Annotated in this window: 15 protein-coding genes; 8 read left to right on the top strand and 7 right to left on the bottom strand. The window is 42.1% G+C overall.

Annotated features, from left to right (window positions below; genetic code table 11):
• Positions 1-283 precede the first annotated feature (283 nt).
• From H3U82_RS04170 to H3U82_RS04145, 6 genes are all read left to right on the top strand, one after another.
• The gene (locus tag H3U82_RS04170) at positions 284-949 is read left to right on the top strand and encodes a DUF421 domain-containing protein (protein WP_025330626.1); all 666 of its coding nucleotides are present in this window, start codon (positions 284-286) and stop codon (positions 947-949) included.
• Positions 950-1,078: 129 nt separating this feature from the next.
• Positions 1,079-1,912: a squalene/phytoene synthase family protein gene (locus H3U82_RS04165; protein ID WP_198209352.1), complete on the top strand. Its 834-nt coding sequence runs from the start codon at positions 1,079-1,081 to the stop codon at positions 1,910-1,912.
• A gap of 257 nt (positions 1,913-2,169) precedes the next feature.
• Positions 2,170-3,168 (top strand): ABC transporter substrate-binding protein, encoded by a 999-nt coding sequence (locus H3U82_RS04160; protein WP_100125590.1) that lies wholly within the window; start codon positions 2,170-2,172, stop codon positions 3,166-3,168.
• Between the two features lie 103 nt (positions 3,169-3,271).
• Complete coding sequence (locus H3U82_RS04155) at positions 3,272-4,174, top strand: ABC transporter permease (RefSeq protein ID WP_198209350.1); 903 nt, start codon at positions 3,272-3,274, stop codon at positions 4,172-4,174.
• Positions 4,171-4,965: an ABC transporter ATP-binding protein gene (locus H3U82_RS04150; RefSeq protein WP_037393448.1), complete on the top strand. Its 795-nt coding sequence runs from the start codon at positions 4,171-4,173 to the stop codon at positions 4,963-4,965. The genes H3U82_RS04155 and H3U82_RS04150 overlap by 4 nt, the downstream gene beginning before the upstream one ends.
• A 66-nt stretch (positions 4,966-5,031) precedes the next feature.
• Positions 5,032-5,604: a pseudouridine synthase gene (locus H3U82_RS04145; RefSeq protein WP_198209348.1), complete on the top strand. Its 573-nt coding sequence runs from the start codon at positions 5,032-5,034 to the stop codon at positions 5,602-5,604.
• An 86-nt stretch (positions 5,605-5,690) separates the two neighbouring features.
• Here H3U82_RS04145 and H3U82_RS04140 read toward each other — a convergent pair whose 3' ends face one another.
• The 4 genes from H3U82_RS04140 to H3U82_RS04125 form a co-directional block, all read right to left on the bottom strand.
• Positions 5,691-6,533 carry a MetQ/NlpA family ABC transporter substrate-binding protein gene (locus H3U82_RS04140; RefSeq protein ID WP_037393445.1) on the bottom strand — a complete coding sequence of 281 codons (843 nt, stop codon included), beginning with the start codon at positions 6,531-6,533 and terminating at the stop codon, positions 5,691-5,693.
• A 160-nt stretch (positions 6,534-6,693) separates the two neighbouring features.
• Positions 6,694-9,522 carry an excinuclease ABC subunit UvrA gene (gene uvrA / locus H3U82_RS04135; RefSeq protein WP_198209346.1) on the bottom strand — a complete coding sequence of 943 codons (2,829 nt, stop codon included), beginning with the start codon at positions 9,520-9,522 and terminating at the stop codon, positions 6,694-6,696.
• A 123-nt stretch (positions 9,523-9,645) separates the two neighbouring features.
• Complete coding sequence (locus H3U82_RS04130) at positions 9,646-10,974, bottom strand: MFS transporter (RefSeq protein WP_232336101.1); 1,329 nt, start codon at positions 10,972-10,974, stop codon at positions 9,646-9,648.
• Positions 10,975-11,003: 29 nt separating this feature from the next.
• Positions 11,004-11,330, bottom strand: coding sequence for a hypothetical protein (locus H3U82_RS04125; protein ID WP_078475545.1), 327 nt, complete (start codon positions 11,328-11,330; stop codon positions 11,004-11,006).
• 258 nt (positions 11,331-11,588) lie between these two features.
• Between H3U82_RS04125 and H3U82_RS04120 the strand changes: the two genes are divergently transcribed.
• Positions 11,589-12,452, top strand: a complete 864-nt coding sequence (locus H3U82_RS04120; RefSeq protein WP_198209344.1) for a DMT family transporter — start codon at positions 11,589-11,591, stop codon at positions 12,450-12,452.
• A gap of 78 nt (positions 12,453-12,530) precedes the next feature.
• Here H3U82_RS04120 and H3U82_RS04115 read toward each other — a convergent pair whose 3' ends face one another.
• Positions 12,531-14,486 (bottom strand): LysM peptidoglycan-binding domain-containing protein, encoded by a 1,956-nt coding sequence (locus H3U82_RS04115; RefSeq protein WP_198209341.1) that lies wholly within the window; start codon positions 14,484-14,486, stop codon positions 12,531-12,533.
• Between the two features lie 159 nt (positions 14,487-14,645).
• On the opposite strand from H3U82_RS04115, the gene H3U82_RS04110 reads away from it, so the two are divergent.
• On the top strand, positions 14,646-15,344 hold the full coding sequence (locus H3U82_RS04110; RefSeq protein WP_198209339.1) for a class I SAM-dependent methyltransferase: 699 nt from the start codon (positions 14,646-14,648) through the stop codon (positions 15,342-15,344).
• Positions 15,345-15,413: 69 nt separating this feature from the next.
• Here the strand turns inward: H3U82_RS04110 and H3U82_RS04105 are convergent, their stop codons facing one another.
• Together H3U82_RS04105 and H3U82_RS04100 are read right to left on the bottom strand one after the other, a co-directional pair.
• Positions 15,414-16,802: an aspartate aminotransferase family protein gene (locus tag H3U82_RS04105; protein WP_198209337.1), complete on the bottom strand. Its 1,389-nt coding sequence runs from the start codon at positions 16,800-16,802 to the stop codon at positions 15,414-15,416.
• Positions 16,803-16,889: 87 nt separating this feature from the next.
• Positions 16,890-18,224: a glutamine synthetase family protein gene (locus H3U82_RS04100; protein ID WP_025330640.1), complete on the bottom strand. Its 1,335-nt coding sequence runs from the start codon at positions 18,222-18,224 to the stop codon at positions 16,890-16,892.
• Positions 18,225-18,232 lie beyond the last annotated feature (8 nt).

Here is an 18,232-nt window from a genome sequence, read left to right as displayed (position 1 = left end):
ATTGTGATGTAATTTTCCTGATAAAAGAAATAAATACCGTTGACAGGTAATTAAATTTTTCGCTCAGGGTTAAGACGGTATCAGTTACATCTTGATAAAAAATTATTGCTTGTAAAATGTTATCTTTATCATTTATTTAAAATAAAGCAAATTAAACTAAAGTATCTTAATGTTCATTTTCAGAGTTTATGAATAAAGTTAAGAATGATGCTTGTATGAGGGGAATGAACTCTGACCGGTAATAATTGGTCGGGAATTTAACTTTAATACAGGAAAAATTCTTATGGAATATTATTTATGGGTGCTGGCTAAGTTTCTTGTTGGTTTTATTATTGTCATTCTGCATTTGAATGTAACAGGTAAAACGCAGTTGAATCAGATGACCCCGGTAGATTTTATTGGTAACTTTGTACTTGGCGGTATTATCGGTGGTGTAATTTATAATCAGGATATTCCGATTTATCAGTATATTATTGTGTTGTTAATCGGAGTTTGCCTTATTTCATTATTAAACTGGGTATGCAAGCATGTCAGCTTTATCCGAATGTTTGCTATTGGTGAACCGATTCCGATTATGAAAGACGGACATTTTCTGATGGATAATATTCTGCGTAAAAAGAATAAGATTGATATTCTTAATGTGGCTTCACTTTTGCATGCTCAGGGTATTACTTCGTTTCAGGAAGTCAGTTATGCACAGATTGAGCCCAGTGGTTCGCTGACGGTGTTAACAGATAAAGGCAAATATCCTTCATTAATTTTATTTAAGGAAGGAGAGGTGCGTACAACGGAATTGCATCGGATAAATAAGGATGAGAAGTGGCTGGAGCAAAAAATTCAGCAGCAGCACCTGACAGAAGATGATTTATTTCTGGTTGAATTCTGGAATAATAGTTTAAATTTTGTACTTCGTAATGGCGAAGTAAAAAAAGATACGCTAAAAAGTTAATTTTTATTGCAGATTAGTGGCTGGAGAAATATCCGGAAAAGGTTACAATACTGTTTTAGGTTAATTTAATTTATTGCTGTGCAGCCACTCGAATATTGTCTTCAGAAAATTTGCCATAGCAGGAATGCTATGGCTTTTCGTTTTCCTTTTATTTCCTCGGTGCAGCGTCATGCACTGATAGCTTTGTATGCTTTGCAGCAAGAATTAAATGATGTAGTAGAAGATTGTTCTGATGCTAATGTGGCTTTGACAACACTGCGATGGTGGGAGCAACAACTAGATAAGCTGTATAACTCTGATTCTGTTCCTGAACATCCTTTATTACAGGCTTTAAAACCATTTATTACCAGATATTCTTTACCATTGGCTGAAATACTGGCTTTGCCTGATGCACTTCGTACGCAATTAACTCAGGCCAGATTTCAGGATATGGAACAGCTATGCCATTATAGTAAACAGGCAGGGATGGTGCAGGGGCGTTTAACAAGCAGAGTTTTGGGATTTAGTGCAGAACAAACTTTGGAATTCGCCGATAAAGTGGGTGAAATATGTCAGCTGGTGATGATTTACTCACGGATTGGTGCGGATACAAGGCTGGGGAAGCTGTATATTCCAGTAGAGTTATTACAGCAATTTAATGTTCCGGCTCATTTGGTACTTAACCGACACGGTGGAGTTGAATTTACGGCATTGATGAACGCATGGCTTGCTACATTAAAACAGCAGTTTAATTCTGCTCTTGCTTTGCTGCCCTCTGCAGATAACCGCAGGCAGCGCCCCAGTCTGGCCATGCTCGCAGTAGCCCGGGCTCAGCTTAATGAAATTGAGCAGGACGGACTACAGAATATCATGCAATATCAGCTGGTCGTACCGCGACCGCGTCAGCAAAGGTTATTCTGGAAAACATGGTTGTGTGGTTTTCGGCCGGATAGATTAAAAAATGTGAAGCAGGGTGTTTTCTAAGAAAAGTGTGATATGGCGAGTATTATGAGTTATAAGAACTATTTTTGTAATTGAATTATATTTTTAAAATTTTATTGCTTAAATAAATAAAATATTGAAATTATATTTCAATGTAAAAGCGTATGTCTGAGCAATTTTAATTACGCAATAAGGCTGGTTTTTTGTATAATTTATGCCATCATCTGCTTACTTGTGCAGGTGTAAGCAATTTTATTGCTAAATTGCTTCCGGATTAATCCTGTGCTGAGGAACCTTATATGCTCAGAGCAAAAAAAACCTTACTTATTCTGGGTTTAACTGCTGTCTGTTTGCTTTCTGCCTGTTCGCAATCCGAACAGGGAAATAAAACCAGCGATACCAATACGAAAAAAGTAGCCATTACGGCAATTGTTGAACATCCTGCTTTGGATGCTGTACGTCAGGGTGTGATAGATGAACTGCGTGCTGAAGGCTATGAACAGGGTAAAAATCTTCAGCTGGATTTTCAAAGTGCACAAGGGAATACTGCTACTGCCGGTCAGATTGCTAAAAAATTTGCCGGCAATAATCCGGATGTAATTGTCACTATCGGCACGCCAAGCGCACAGTCTATGGTTGCAGCAACGCGCAAAATTCCGATAGTGTTTGCAGCAGTAACCGATCCGGTTGCAGCTAAACTGGTAACAAGCTGGGAACCCAGCAAAACCAATGTTACCGGTGTGTCTGATGAACTGCCTTTACAGCCACAGATTGATTTAATGAAACAAGTTGTACCTAACCTGAAAACAGTGGGTTATGTATATAGCCCGGGTGAAATCAATTCAACTGTTGTGCTCGGACAATTACAGTCTTTACTGGCTAAGGACGGTATTACTGTGGCAGCAGCTCCGGCACAGCGTACAACTGATGTCCCCATGGCTACTAAAAGCTTGCAGGGTAAGGCAGATCTGATTTATACCTCTCTGGACAATAATGTGGTTTCTGCTTATGAATCCATGTACAAAGTTGCCAAAGATATGAAAATGCCCTTGGTGGCTTCAGATACCGGTTCGGTAAAACGCGGTGCAGCTGTAGCACTGGGGGTTAATTATCATGAGCTTGGTACAGCTACTGGTAAAATTGTAGGCCGGATTCTCAAAGGAGAGCAGGCTGGTAACATTGCTCCGCAGCGTATGACTGCAGATCAGCTTGATTTGATGGTAAGTAAATCTCATGCTGCCGAACAAGGTATTACATTTTCGGAGCAATTACTCAAACAGGCTAAATTAGTCGATTAGGATTATAGAAAGCCTCTGGGACGGATACCGTAACATCGGCAAGCTGATTCAGGCTTTGCCGATGTTGTTTTTATTTTCAACCACAATTTGTTAATTGGTTAATATGTCTTCTATAGCTTTATTTGGTGCTTTAGAAAGCGGGCTGATATATGCTCTCGTTGCTCTGGGTGTACTGATTTCATTCCGTATTCTGGATTTTCCTGATTTAACTGCCGATGGCAGTTTTCCGCTCGGCGGTGCTGTATTTGCCATTTGTGTTACCCATGGTATTAATCCGTGGCTGGCTACTGCACTTGGCGGAGTTGCCGGTGCATGTGCCGGTTTGGTAACAGCATGGCTGCATGTTTCTTTAAAAATCATGCAGCTGTTGGCCAGTATTCTGGTTATGGTTGCTTTGTATTCGGTTAACCTGCGTATTATGGGTGCACCTAATTTGCCTTTACTGGATCAGCACAGTGTATTTACGCCGTTTTTTAATGCAGACGGAAGCAACCAGTATTGGGTGCAGCCGCTGGTGATTTTTGGTTTTGTGCTGGTTGCCAAATTTTTTCTGGACTGGTTTTTTGCTACAGAAATTGGCTTATCAATGCGAGCTACCGGCGTAAATGCACGAATGGCTCGTGCTCAGGGTGTAAATACTTCACGTATTTTGCTGTTAGGCATGGCGATATCAAACGCATTTATTGCCTTGGCTGGTGCACTATTTGTGCAGACTCAGGGCGGTGCAGATATATCAATCGGTATTGGCACGATTGTCGTGGGGCTGGCCGCGGTGATTATTGGCGAAACCCTGATTCCGGGAAAACGGTTTATCATCATTACACTGGCTGTTATAGTGGGGGCAGTACTTTACCGTGCATTTATTGCGCTGGCGCTGGGCAGTGATACATTGCAGCATATAGGCTTTGGACCGCAGGATTTAAATCTGGTTACAGCAATTTTAGTTGTACTTGCGCTGCGTTTGCCGGCAATCAAAGGTTACTTTAAAAGGAAATTCAAAGCATGATGCGCGCAGATAATTTACGCCTCACATTCAATGCGGGAACACCAATTGAAAATCCTGCTTTGCGAGGTATGAGTTTAAGTATTGCGGATGGTGAGTTTGTTACCGTTATCGGCAGTAATGGTGCCGGTAAATCTACTTTTCTTAATGCCATCAGCGGTGACACCATGGTGGATTCCGGTACGATTACTATCAATAGTAAAGATGTTACCAGTGAACCTGCTTATAAACGTGCGCCATTAGTAGCACGTGTTTTTCAGGACCCTCTTGCCGGTACCTGTGAAGCCTTAACCATTGAAGAAAATATGGCTCTGGCGTTGCGGCGTGGCAGCAGTCGTGGTTTGCGTCCGGCTATTAAACGTCAGTATCGTGAACTGTTTCGTGAAAAACTGGCAATGCTTAACCTGGGGCTGGAGAACCGATTGAGCGACAGAATTGGTTTGCTTTCCGGTGGGCAGCGACAGGCTGTCAGTTTGTTGATGGCATCGTTGCAAAGTTCTAAAATTTTATTACTTGATGAGCATACAGCTGCACTGGATCCTAAAACAGCCGCTTTTGTACTCGAGTTGACAGACCGTATTGTGCGTGAAAATAAATTAACTGCAATGATGGTAACACATTCGATGCAGCAGGCCCTGGATCACGGATCACGTACTGTCATGCTGCATCAGGGGCGTGTGGTGCTGGATGTGGCTGGTGACAAACGTGCCGGTATGAGTGTGGCGGATCTATTAAAGATGTTCGAACATACTCAGGGCGAAAAAGTATCTGATGATGCTTTATTACTGAGCTAAACCTCGTGTGTTTATAAAGCAGGCTGTCAGCATTCCTGACAGCCTGATTTTCTGATTGGAAGCATAATGTCTGTACCTGAACTGATTGTACTGAATAAACCCTATGGTGTGATTTGTCAGTTTAGCGCTCATGAAAAACATCCTACTCTGAAGCAATATGTATCATTACCGGATGTCTATCCGGCAGGCCGGCTGGATACAGATAGTGAAGGATTGCTTTTATTAACTGCGAACGGACGTTTACAGGCAAAAATTGCTCATCCTAAGTATAAACTGATAAAAACATACTGGGCACAGGTGGAAGGTAAACCGGATAATGAACGCATACAGCAATTGGCTGGCGGGGTAAATCTGGGCAACTTTATTACACAGCCGGCTCAGGTTCAATTGGTTAGTGCTGCTGATAGTGCCCGTTTATGGCCGCGAGTACCGCCAATTCGTGAACGCAAAACAGTAACTGATTTCTGGCTGCAAATTCGAATCAGTGAAGGTAAAAACAGGCAGGTACGACGCATGTGTGCAAAAGTCGGCTGGCCTTGTTTACGTTTAGTGCGAGTAGGAATAGGGCAGCTAGATGTTTTTTCCCTTAAGTTACCTTTGGGAAAGTGGCAGGCTGTGAATCCAAAAGATTTATCATAAATATTTTTTGAATTGCCATAAATTAAAAATAACCCTTATGTTACAAGCATAAGGGTTATTTGTATTTCCTAAAATGAAATAATTAATCAGAATGCAGGGATGATGGCACCCTGATATTTTTCTTCAATAAATTTTTTCACTTCAGGTGAAGTCATGGCCTGTTTTAGTTTTTGGATTGCATCACGGTTTTCATCCCCCGTGCGGACAACCAGAATATTTGCATAAGGAGAATCTTTTGATTCAATAAATAAAGCATCTTTGGTTGGAACCAGTTTGGCTTCCATAGCAAAATTGGTATTAATTACAGACAGAGTAGCATCATTTAAAGTACGCGGTAACTGGGGCGCATCCATTGGTGTAATTTTAAGATGTTTCGGATTATCAACAATATCACGTACAGTAGCACTGATACCGGCATCTGCTTTTAATTTGATTAAACCGGCTTTTTGCAGCAATAACAAAGCTCGGCCACCATTGGTAGCATCATTTGGAATAGTAACCAGACCGTCATCTGGTGTTTCACTGAGTGCTTTTACTTTTTTAGAGTAAATACCCATCGGTTCTACATGAATATTGGCAATCGGTGTTAACTGCATTTTGTGTTTCTGGACAAAATCTTCCAGATAAGGTTTGTGCTGAGAGAAATTAGCATCTACATCTTTCTCATTCAGGGCGATATTCGGACGTACATAGTCAGTCATCTGAATGATTTGTAAATCAATTCCTTCTTTTTCCAGTAATGGTTTAGCTACCTGGAGAATTTCTGCATGAGGAACAGGTGAAGCAGCAACTTTCAGTATTGTTTTATCTGTTGTTGCAGGAGTGCTGCCAGAACTGGCGGCCGGTACGGATTCAGTTTTCTGAGTACACGCTGTCAGTACCGTACTGATTGCTGCCACTGACAATAATGCAAATAACAATTTTTTCATATTTAACCTTGAGTAAGATACGCAATAGAAATATACAGCTGAACATTAACACAAAATGCATGTTACTTGTATTTTTTACATGCATGTTTACTTTGGTTAATAATTCTTTTAACTGGTAATTAAACTATGCGGCCGATAACAGCCGCACAGTTTAATTTATTTATTTGCCAAGCATTGGCTTAAGATATTTTCCGGTATAGCTTTTAGGATTAGCTGCAACTTCTTCCGGAGTACCTTCCGCGATAATCGTACCGCCTCCATCGCCACCTTCCGGACCCAGATCAACGATATAGTCAGCTGTTTTAATTACATCCAGATTATGTTCGATAATAACAATACTATTACCTTTCCCTTTCAGGCGATGAATAACGTCCAGTAACAGAGCTATATCGGCAAAATGTAAGCCAGTGGTTGGTTCATCAAGTATATAAAGTGTCCGCCCGGTATCGCGTTTGGAGAGTTCCAGCGCCAGTTTTACCCGTTGAGCTTCACCGCCGGAAAGTGTAGTGGCAGACTGTCCTAATCGTACATAACCCAGTCCTACGTCCAGCAATGTCTGCAATTTTCGTTTAATTGTTGGTACAGCATCGAAAAATGTACAGGCTTCTTCTACGGTCATTTCCAGAATTTCACTGATATTTTTGCCTTTGTATTGTATTTCCAGTGTTTCACGATTATAGCGTTTACCATGACAAACCTCGCAGGGTACATAAATGTCGGGAAGAAAATGCATTTCTACTTTAATAACACCATCACCCTGACAGGCTTCACAGCGTCCGCCTTTTACATTAAAAGAGAATCGGCCAACTGTATATCCGCGTTCGCGAGACAGTGGTACCCCGGCAAACAGTTCACGGATAGGTGTAAACAGACCGGTATACGTGGCAGGATTAGAACGCGGAGTCCTTCCTATGGGAGACTGATCAACATTAATAACTTTATCCAGATGCTCCAGTCCTTTGATATCTTCATAAGGAGCAGGCTCTTCACTAGCACGATTTAATTCACGTGCAGTAATTTTTGCCAGTGTGTCGTTAATCAAAGTTGATTTGCCGCTGCCGGAAACGCCGGTAATACAGGTAATCAGGCCGAGAGGTAAGGTAAGGGTTACATTTTTAAGATTATTGCCACTGGCGCCGCTTAATATCAGTAAGCGCTCTTTATCAACCGGACTGCGCTGTTCCGGCATGCTAATGGCTTTTTCTCCGCTCAGATATTGTCCTGTTATGGATTCTTTGCATGCTGCCACCTTTTCAGGTGAAGCTGCGATAATAACTTGTCCGCCATGCTCACCGGCACCAGGTCCCATATCGACAACAAAATCGGCGGCACGGATAGCATCTTCATCATGCTCAACGACAATTACGCTATTACCCAGATCGCGCAGATGTTTCAGTGTATCGAGGAGGCGGTCATTATCGCGCTGATGCAGGCCGATAGACGGTTCATCCAGTACATACATGACACCTGTCAGGCCGGAACCAATCTGGCTGGCCAGCCGGATACGCTGAGCTTCACCACCAGATAAGGTTTCAGCACTGCGTGCCAGACTCAGGTAATTCAGGCCGACATTAATCAGAAAACCAAGGCGCTCATTAATTTCTTTAAGAATTTTTTCAGCAATCTGTTTTTTATTACCTTCCAAATTCAGATTCTGGAAAAAATCCAGTGTGGCTGTTAACGGCCATGCATTGACATCCGGTAATGATTTTCCGCCTATATAGACATATCGGGCTTCTGTTCGCAAACGGGCACCGCCGCAGGCCGGACAGGCTCGATGACTTTGATACTGGGCTAATTCTTCGCGTACGGTAGCGGAATCTGTTTCGCGGTAGCGTCTTTCGAGATTGGGCAGAATACCTTCAAACGGATGGCTGCGGGTAAATTTTGTGCCCCGTTCAGACAGATAGGTAAATTCAATCTGCTCTTTACCGGAACCATAAAGAATAATATTCCGGATTTCTTCCTTTAATTCATTAAATGGCGTATTAACGTCAAATTTAAAATGATGTCCGAGTGACTGAATCATCTGGAAATAGAAAGTATTACGTTTATCCCAGCCCTTGATTGCTCCTGCGGCCAGCGATAAATCCGGATGCATTACTACTCGCTCAGGATCAAAATAATCCATGCTGCCGAGTCCGTCACAACTGGGACAGGCTCCGACAGGGTTGTTAAAGCTGAAAAGACGTGGTTCGAGTTCCTGAAGACTATACGAACATACCGGACAGGCAAAGCGTGCTGAAAACCAGTGTTCTTTACCACTATCCATTTCGATGGCCAGAGCACGCTCATTACCCAGACGTAGTGCAGTTTCAAAACTTTCAGCCAAACGCTGTTTGATATCCGCGCGTACTTTTACCCGGTCAATAACCACATCTATATCATGCTTGATGTTTTTTTGCAGTTTTGGTACTTCTTCAATCGCATATACCTCACCATCAACGCGAACCCGTGCAAAACCCAGTACTTGTAAATCAGCAAAGTATTCAAGAAATTCACCTTTGCGACCGCGCACAGCCGGAGCCAGAATCATTACCCGGCTTTCTTCAGGCAGGTTCAGTATATGGTCAACCATCTGGGAAACAGTCTGACTGGATAAAGGCAGGTTATGTTCAGGACAATAAGGTGTACCGACACGTGCATACAATAAGCGCAAATAGTCATGAATTTCAGTGACTGTTCCTACGGTAGAGCGCGGATTATGACTGGTTGCTTTCTGCTCAATGGAAATAGCTGGTGACAAACCTTCAATTAAATCAACATCCGGTTTTTCCATCATTTGCAAAAACTGGCGAGCATAAGCCGACAGACTTTCTACGTAGCGTCGTTGTCCTTCTGCATACAAAGTATCAAAAGCCAGCGAGGATTTACCACTACCGGACAAACCGGTAATGACAACCAGTTGATGACGGGGAATATCCAGATCTATATTTTTAAGATTGTGTGTGCGTGCACCGCGAATATGAATCGTATCGTTATCTGACATAATGCCTTGCCCAAACTAGCTGGATAAAAGAGGATACCGGCTTTAATTAAATTGCTGTTTATTAAAACCATCCGATATTATACCTATTTCAAAACGCTAATTTAAAGCTATCAGGTAAACGTTTTAATGTTTTCGTAAAATAAATTCCTTAAAATCAATACGTAACTCTTGATTTCGCAATAAGTAAATTAAAACGGGCACATTTCCCAGCGCCACAATCATGTATAAGGCATTAATACTGTTAAACAGCCAGATAAATACAGCGCTTAATATGGCTGCACAAACCATAAACAGGCCGTTGATAATATTATTGGCAGCAATTGCATGTGAACGGAACTGATCGCTGCTGGCTGTTTGCAGCCATGTGTATAACGGCAATGAGAAAAAGCCGCCGAAAAAACCAATACCGATTATGCAAATGATTATTGCCATGCTGTCCGGCCGGCCGATAAATGTACCGATACCGGCAACTGGCAGATTAGGTTGTGACGGTGTGAACCATACCAGCAGCAGACCGAATATACTCAGGCCGATTGTCCCGATCACAACCAGACTAAGATGTAACTGATGGCGGCTAATCCGTGCACAAACAATAGAACCCGTACCTATGCCAAGGGAGAAGAGTGTTAGCATTAAATTAAATACAGCTTCGTTTCCACCAAGATTCAAACGGGTAAAAGTAGGGAGCTGGGTTATATATACAGAACCAATCAGCCAGAACCAGGAAATACCGATAATGGCAATCCAGAGATTTTTTTGCAGATAAGTTTGCCGAAGTAGCTGTTTTGTACTCCGCATGATGTTTGAATCAATATATTGCTGTGGAATTTGTGCGGGTACCCTTGGCATAAATATACTGGCAATCTGACCCAGAATAGCGACGAATAGCAGGATACCAAACAGCCATGCTGTATTGGTGCCAGCCAGAATAGTACCTAAAATCTGCCCGAATAATATTGATAGAAAAGTACCGCTTTCGATCAGGCTATTACCGTTGAGTAGTTCATATTTAGGGAGATATTCTGGTAATACCGCATATTTCAACGGACCGAACAAAGTAGAATGTGTGCCCATCAGAAACAGGCATAACATCAATATTGTGACAGACTGCATCCAAAAGCCGACACCTGCTATCAGCATAATGCAGATTTCCGCAGTTTTTATCCAGCGCGCCAGAATGGCTTTATCCATTTTATTAGATAATTCACCAGATAATGCAGAGAAAAGAAAAAAGGGCAGAATATACAGCAGGGCACCAGCATTCAGCATCTGGCTTGCTGGTAACCATGAATTAGCGCCAAGCCCATAAAAGCTGATTAAAACGAATAATGAGGTTTTAAACAGATTATCATTAAACGCACCAAAAAACTGAGTACCAAACAGCGGTAGAAATCGTCTGGTACAGGCGAAAGCAAACTGGTTGCCGGATGGAAGCATATCAGGTGTAGACATAAATAACCTTACCAATACATATGTTGTGGTTACAGGGTGCCGGTGAGGTCATTCAGTATAAAATGCTGACCACATAAGATGAGATATTGTTGCTGTAAACGCCCTATAATATTGTTTTCAGCATCACAAAGCTGAACATAATCGGCTTTGCGAAACCAACGAAGACTGTCTTGCTCTGATAATTGCTGCAATATCTGCCATTGTGCCGGACAAGCTTGCTGGTCTGTTTCATCAGCCTGTGCTTTAACAGCATAATAGCCAGTAGCTCCGTCAGTATAAGCTGAATTATCTTCATCCATAAGTACCAGAAAACCAAGATGGCAGTTATCCGGACTGTTAATACTAAAATAAAACATAGTCAAAAATTTCTTTTAATTCAGAGAAGAGCTTAGCCAAATTATTTATTCTGCTGGGAGGATTCTAGCAGTTTATAAATGTTTGTGTATGCTAATATGCATGCTTTTGTGTACAGAAAAGCGTACTGGCTTTGAAACGTATTGCAAATAGACATGATATTTGGTTAACACACTGATAAATATTTGTTCAGATTGATTGAATCATATATTTAAAACGGGTCAGTGCGCTGAATTTTTGGTTTGTTTTAGTTTGAAATTATGCTTTATCTCTTAATTGCTTCATTTATGTGGGGTAGCTCATTTATTGCTACAAAAATGGCTTATGACATGCTGGATCCGGCACTTGTGGTACTCGGCAGGCTGATATTGGCAGCAGTAGTTACCTTACCCATCACGTGGAGCTATTTTAAAAACTATAATGTCATTTCCAAAGTACAACTGATCAAAATTATCGGACTAGGATTGCTGACATATCCTGTAACTTATCTGTTACAGGTTACAGGTTTGAAACTTATTCCTGCGGTCAATGCGGTCACCATTATCGGTATGGAACCAATTATTATAGTACTGGTGGGTCTGATTTTTTTTCGCGAAAAAACACCATTGCTGGTATTTATACTGGGCATTGTGGCTTTTATAGGGGTGCTGCTGGTAGTAGGTAAACCAGAAAAAGCCAGTGGTAATACTGCATTGTTGGGAGTCTCGCTGGTATTTACTTCAACTATTGTCATGGCTTTCTGGATACGTTTGTCACAAAAGTTACTACGCGAAATAGATGTTAAGATATATACAGCCTTAACGTTGCAAACGGGTACTGTATTTGGTTTGCCGTTTATGCTGTTTCTAGTTGAAAGCTGGGATATTAATTATTCTTTTCAGGGTATTGGTGCTATAGCCTATCTGGGTATCGGATGCAGTCTGTTGGCTGCATGGTGCTGGAATAAAGGGCTGGAAAATGTTTCTGCTAGTGTGAGCGGGATATTTCTGGCTATGGAACCGGTTTTCGGAGTAATAACGGCCATTCTGTTATTGAATGAAACGGTAAATATACAGGCTTTTGCCGGTATTGTTATGGTTATCGGAGCGGCAACTACCTGTATATTTATTCCAAAAAAGAATTAAATTTATATAGCTAAAAATAAAAGGTTAGTGAATGCACACTAACCTTTTTTAAATTAATTTCAATGACATGCTGTAAAATTACAGATTGGTCAGCTTAATTTTCTGACCGGGACGTAATACTTGTTTCCCATGTACTTTTTGCAATTTACTTACAGGAATATTCAGGCGCTGAGCTATGCTGCTAAGTGTATCGCCTTTTTTTACCGTGTATGAAACAGGGACTACACCGGATTTAGAGTCTTTACCTTTACGTACAGCAGCCAGCATCCGTTTATTATCCTGATTCGGGCTAATTTTCAGTACCTGACCAACCTGCAGATTATGACCGCGCAGATTATTGGCAGTAACCAGATCAGCTACATTGATATTATAGCGCTGGGCAATTGAATACAATGTATCACCCTTATTTACTTTATGAGCAATATTACTGCGTTTGTCCGCAACGTTGATGATATTGCGTAGGGTGCGTTCATTACGGTTTTCAGCCAGACGGGCAGCAGTCTGAGCTTCTTCACGTTCAGCCTGTGCCAGTGCTTTTTGAACAGAAGCCGCAGCAGCTGCCTGTAATTGCGCATCCTGTGCAACCTGCATCAGTGCATCCTTATTGGTTGCAACAGGAGCAGGCAATTCAGCCGGGGTTGCTGCGTTTTCAGCCACGGTTATGGTTTGGGTTTGTACTGTTGTATTGACCGGTGACGGCTGGTCAGTATTCAGTACAGTGGATGTTGTGGTTGTAACTGTTTCAGTAAGAGCTGGTACAGATACATTGCCGGTATCAGTAACTTTATCAGCCTGAGCAACAGTAGTTGCTGCCGGATGAGTCACAAACGTGCCCGGAGGTAATACTGGTTTTGCCATAGCAATATTCAGTAATGGATCTGTATCACTGTTGCGGAAAGAATCCATAAGCTGAGTGTTTAAACTATTTTTACTGATAAGCAGGCTGCGACCGGCTGGTACAGTATTGCTGGACAAATTATTCAGCCGCTTGATTTCTGCACTGCTCATTCCGGTTTGTGCAGCTAAATCAGCTACACTGGTGGTTGAATATGCTTTAAAGATATTCCATGAAAGCAGAGTATTTTTATCTGCGTTGCGGTAATTGCGTTCAAAAGTATTTACTGCGGTAATCGGCAGCAGCATTTTACGATTTTCTTTAGGAATAAAAACCGGACTCTTGAAACTTGGATTAAGAGTTAAAAATTCTGAAGTCGAAATATTTGCCAGTCGGGCAGCTGCATCAATATCAATTGGCTGATCAATGCTGATTGCCTCAAAGTAGGGACGGTTCGGTACAGAAACCAGATTAACACCAAAGGCCTGCGGATTTTCGATAATATTCCGCACAGCCAGTAATTTCGGCACATAATTGCGGGTTTCATTTGGCATGCGGAGATTTTCATAGGTAGGATCTATACCGGCCAGCTGAGCACGTTTGATAGCCTTACCAACATTACCTTCTCCCCAGTTATAGGCCGCCAGAGCCAGTGACCAGTCACCAAACAGGCTATAAAGATATTGCAGATAAGTTAAAGCAGCATCGGTCGCTGCATATACGTCGTGACGACCATCATAGAGATTAGTCTGTTCCAGCCCGTACTGTCGACCGCTACTGGGCATAAACTGCCACAGACCGGAAGCTCCTACCCGCGACTGAGCCTTGCTGACGAAAGCACTTTCAATAAACGGCAGTAAAGCCACTTCAGCCGGCATCTGGCGTTTTTCTGCTTCATTTACGATGTGATATAAATAAGGCTGGCTGCGCACAACCGTACGGTTAAAGTAATCGCTGTGGCTTGAATAATACTGCTCCTGCCGGCGAATAATTTCAGGATTAACCTCTGTCATACGGAAATCCTGACGCATGCGTCCCCAGATATCATGATTAGAATACGTTTTTCCTTTCAGGGTAGCCGCATTCAGATTCATTATTGATAAGCCAATGCCATTACTGGTGTAAGATTGGGCAAATGATAATGAGGGAGCAAGTATCAGGCCAGTAAGTGCCAGTACCATATGCTTCAATTTAGCCATTCGTTTAACCGTAAAATTTGTGCAAAATCCTATTAATATTAAAGAGGAAGTTCTTAACGGTCAAGGATAAATCCCTATTTTTACAGTAATGATGTAAATGCAATAAAATAATTCATTGGTCTGCAGCTTAGATTTAATATGGTACATAATGGTGTTTAAATGAATACTCAGCAATTGGAAAACTGGCTGGCCGAACATAAATTTGGTCTCTATTTAAGCCGGCTGGAGCAGCAGTTTATCCTGCATAAATTAACAGGGTTGCGTTTTGGCACCATATTACAATGCGGTATATCGCAATGGCAGTTCCGGCATGTGTTTGCAGCTGAGTCCCAGTATATTGTACAAAGTAATACAGCCGATTGTGGTACGGCAGTTATTGCTGAATGTAAGGCCTTACCCTGGGCTCAGCAAAGTATAGATACCATTATCTGGCCTCATGGTCTGGATACTTTATCCGATTATGAAGTTTCTATAGCTGAAATAGCTCGTGTTCTGGTGCCCGGCGGGCATCTTGTACTGACCGGCTTAAATATTCATGGATATTGGCGCCTGTTTTATCAGAGCAGTCTGAAAGGTCATTCTGCTTTAAAGTTACTGTCTGCCCGTACGGCTGTTGATAAGATGCAACGCTTTGGTCTGTTTCTGGAAGAAGGCCAGTTTATGGGTTATGGTATTCCGGCCTGTTACGGTGATAGTCACAAGGCTATAGAGTATATGGGTAATCGCTGGTGGCCGCATCTGGCAGCTGTTTACGGGCTGGTACTGGTCAAGCGAACTGTACCGCTCACTTTAACTGCGCAGAATGCAAATATATTACTGAATCCAGCACCATCAGTTGCTTTGAAAAGCATAGAATAAGAGCGATAAATTCACTCTCTAAAATAAACAAAAACCTGAGCAATCACTCAGGTTTTTGTTTAATCAGTTTCAGGCAGCCTTATCTGTATTACAGTCCAGCTTTTTGTCCATAAGTTCCTCAAATTCACGCATACACACACTGGCAATTGCCAGCATATTATCAATTTCTTTTTTAGAAATAATTAGCGGAGGAGCCGCTACGATGTGGTCACCACAAGCACGGAAAATCAGATTGTTCTTAAAAAAGATATCCCGGCAGATCAAACCTGTGGTGCCGAAATCATCAAAGAACTCGCGAGTATCACGGTTTTTTACCAGGGTAAAACCACACATCAATCCTTCACTGCGAATATCAGCAACATATTTAAACTGACTGAATGTTTCCTGCCAGCGTTTGCGCATATAAGGACCTGTTTTGGTACGTACCTTTTCAATCAGATTCTTTTTATCGATTATATTCAGGTTCGCACAGGCAACTGCGGCTGAAACCGGATGCCCGCTGTAAGTAAAGCCATGATTAAACTCTCCCCCGGCCAGCAAACCATCTGTTACTTTGTCATTAACCAGAACTGCCCCGATTGGTAAATAGCCGGAGGATAGTCCTTTAGCTGTCGTAAAAATATCTGGCGTAAAACCAAAAGTTTCGAATCCAAACCATCTGCCAGTGCGCCCATAGCCGCAAATTACTTCATCAGCTACCAGTAGTACGTCATATTTTTTACAGATAGCTTCAATTCGCGGCCAGTAACTTGCAGGAGGAATAATCACTCCGCCAGCTCCCTGAATCGGTTCTGCAACAAAAGCTGCAATTTTATCCGCACCCAGTGAAAGAATTTTTTCTTCAAGCCAGTTAGCAGCTCGAATACCGAATTCTTCTTCACTTTCACCAGTTTTGGCTAAGCCGTAATACCAGGGTTGTTCAATATGAACTATATTGGCAATCGGTAAATCACCTTGCTCATGCATGCCTTTCATACCACCCAGACTTGCTCCGCCTAAGGTAGAGCCGTGATAGCCATTCCAGCGACCAATGATCACTTTTTTAGAAGGCTTGCCGACAGATGCCCAGTAATGGCGCACCATACGTATCATGGTATCAACCGATTCAGAACCGGAGTTGGTATAAAACACATGATTAAATCCCTCCGGTGTGATTTCAACCAGTTTTTCCGATAATTTAATGATTGCAGGATGGGTTGTTTTGAAGAAAGTATTGTAAAACGGCAGCACTTGCATTTGTTTCTCGGCAATTTTAGCCAGTTTTTTTTCTCCATATCCAATATTGACACACCACAACCCGGCCATACCGTCAATGATTTCATTGCCGTCACTATCATATACATAAATGCCTTTTGCTTTAACCATCATGCGTACACCGTGCTTTTTAAGCTCAGCATTATCGGAAAATGGATGTAAATGATGTTTTACAGCCAGTCTCACATCGGTTTTGTTACTCATAAAAACTCCTTTGTTTTAAAATGTTATAAGCAATCATTCAATGTACAAGTACAAGAATAACAGTTGAAATATGCTATTGAGATGGTTTCAGACATGCAATAACAGATATTTGCGCTCCCAAGGGCTGATAACACGAAAATATTCTGAAACTTCCTGCTCTTTTACGGCAATGTACATCTCAACAAAGCGCTGACCCAGTATTTCATGAATTGGTTCACACTGGCGTAAACGTTCTATTGATTCTTCCAGTGTAGTAGGGAACTGATAGGGTAATGAATACGCATTACTGCTCAGAGGAGCACGCGGTTGTAGCTGTTCTTTAATTCCCAGATAACCACAAGCCAGTGAGCAGGCAATCGCCAGATAAGGATTCACATCTACTCCGGCCAGCCGGTTTTCAATCCGTCTTCCTTTGGCTTTAGCACGCGGGACACGTAAACCTACAGTGCGATTGTCATAACCCCATTCAACATTAGTGGGTGCAGCTGTAAACCGGGTCAGCCGGCGGAAAGAATTAACATACGGAGCAAAAAAGGGCATGGTTTGCGGCAGGTATTTTTGCAGGCCGCCAATAAAATGAAAAAATAGTTCTGAAGGAGTGCCATCATCACTGCTGAATGCATTATTACCATTCTCTACGTTGTTCAGACTCTGATGGATATGCATGGCACTGCCCGGTTCTCCTTCCATAGGCTTAGCCATAAAAGTGGCATACATTTTATGATGAAAGGCAGATTCACGTACTGTGCGTTTGAATAAAAATACCTGATCGGCTAAATCCAGAGCATTACCATGCAGGAAATTGATTTCCATCTGTGCTGCACCAATTTCATGAATCAGCGTATCAACTTCAAGGTTTTGTTCATGGCAGTAGTCGTAAATTTCTTCAAACAGAGGGTCAAATTCATTTACTGCATCTACAGCATAAGACCGTCGTCCGAATTCACTGCGTCCGGTACGGCCGATCGGAGGTTGCAGGGGGACATCCGGATCGGGGTTGGGTGAAATCAGATAGAATTCCATTTCCGGAGCAACGATGGGTTCCAGCCCCATATTTTCATACAATTTTAATATGCGTTTGAGTACATTGCGCGGCGCAGTTTCAACCGGTAAACCGTCAGGAGAGAAGCAATCAAATATTAGTGATGCTGTCGGATCCTGAGCCCAGGGAACAAAGCGCAGAGTAGTCTGGTCTGGCTTTAACTCCATATCCGCATCTGTTTCATCCAGAAGGCTGGATTGTGGATATTCTCCGGTTACTGTTTGCAATAATACTGCCTCGGGTAATCGCATATCCGGTTCAGATATAAATTTATCTTTCGGAATAATTTTACCGCGAGCCACACCTGTAATGTCCGGTAAGATACATTCTACTTCAGTGATACCATGTTCTTTAAGCCAGTTAAATATGTCATCATACATAAGTCACC

The organism is Snodgrassella sp. W8132 (assembly GCF_016100865.1).
GTDB lineage: Bacteria > Pseudomonadota > Gammaproteobacteria > Burkholderiales > Neisseriaceae > Snodgrassella > Snodgrassella alvi.
This window is presented reverse-complemented; position numbering and strand designations above follow the sequence as displayed.

Bases quoted from the DNA above. Each gene is read 5' to 3' on its own strand.
- H3U82_RS04170 (WP_025330626.1), top strand. From the start codon at position 284: ATGGAATATTATTTATGGGTGCTGGCTAAGTTTCTTGTTGGTTTTATT.
- H3U82_RS04165 (WP_198209352.1), top strand. From the start codon at position 1,079: ATGGCTTTTCGTTTTCCTTTTATTTCCTCGGTGCAGCGTCATGCACTG.
- H3U82_RS04160 (WP_100125590.1), top strand. From the start codon at position 2,170: ATGCTCAGAGCAAAAAAAACCTTACTTATTCTGGGTTTAACTGCTGTC.
- H3U82_RS04155 (WP_198209350.1), top strand. From the start codon at position 3,272: ATGTCTTCTATAGCTTTATTTGGTGCTTTAGAAAGCGGGCTGATATAT.
- H3U82_RS04150 (WP_037393448.1), top strand. From the start codon at position 4,171: ATGATGCGCGCAGATAATTTACGCCTCACATTCAATGCGGGAACACCA.
- H3U82_RS04145 (WP_198209348.1), top strand. From the start codon at position 5,032: ATGTCTGTACCTGAACTGATTGTACTGAATAAACCCTATGGTGTGATT.
- H3U82_RS04140 (WP_037393445.1), bottom strand. From the start codon at position 6,533: ATGAAAAAATTGTTATTTGCATTATTGTCAGTGGCAGCAATCAGTACG.
- uvrA (WP_198209346.1), bottom strand. From the start codon at position 9,522: ATGTCAGATAACGATACGATTCATATTCGCGGTGCACGCACACACAAT.
- H3U82_RS04130 (WP_232336101.1), bottom strand. From the start codon at position 10,974: ATGTCTACACCTGATATGCTTCCATCCGGCAACCAGTTTGCTTTCGCC.
- H3U82_RS04125 (WP_078475545.1), bottom strand. From the start codon at position 11,330: ATGTTTTATTTTAGTATTAACAGTCCGGATAACTGCCATCTTGGTTTT.
- H3U82_RS04120 (WP_198209344.1), top strand. From the start codon at position 11,589: ATGCTTTATCTCTTAATTGCTTCATTTATGTGGGGTAGCTCATTTATT.
- H3U82_RS04115 (WP_198209341.1), bottom strand. From the start codon at position 14,486: ATGGCTAAATTGAAGCATATGGTACTGGCACTTACTGGCCTGATACTT.
- H3U82_RS04110 (WP_198209339.1), top strand. From the start codon at position 14,646: ATGAATACTCAGCAATTGGAAAACTGGCTGGCCGAACATAAATTTGGT.
- H3U82_RS04105 (WP_198209337.1), bottom strand. From the start codon at position 16,802: ATGAGTAACAAAACCGATGTGAGACTGGCTGTAAAACATCATTTACAT.
- H3U82_RS04100 (WP_025330640.1), bottom strand. From the start codon at position 18,224: ATGTATGATGACATATTTAACTGGCTTAAAGAACATGGTATCACTGAA.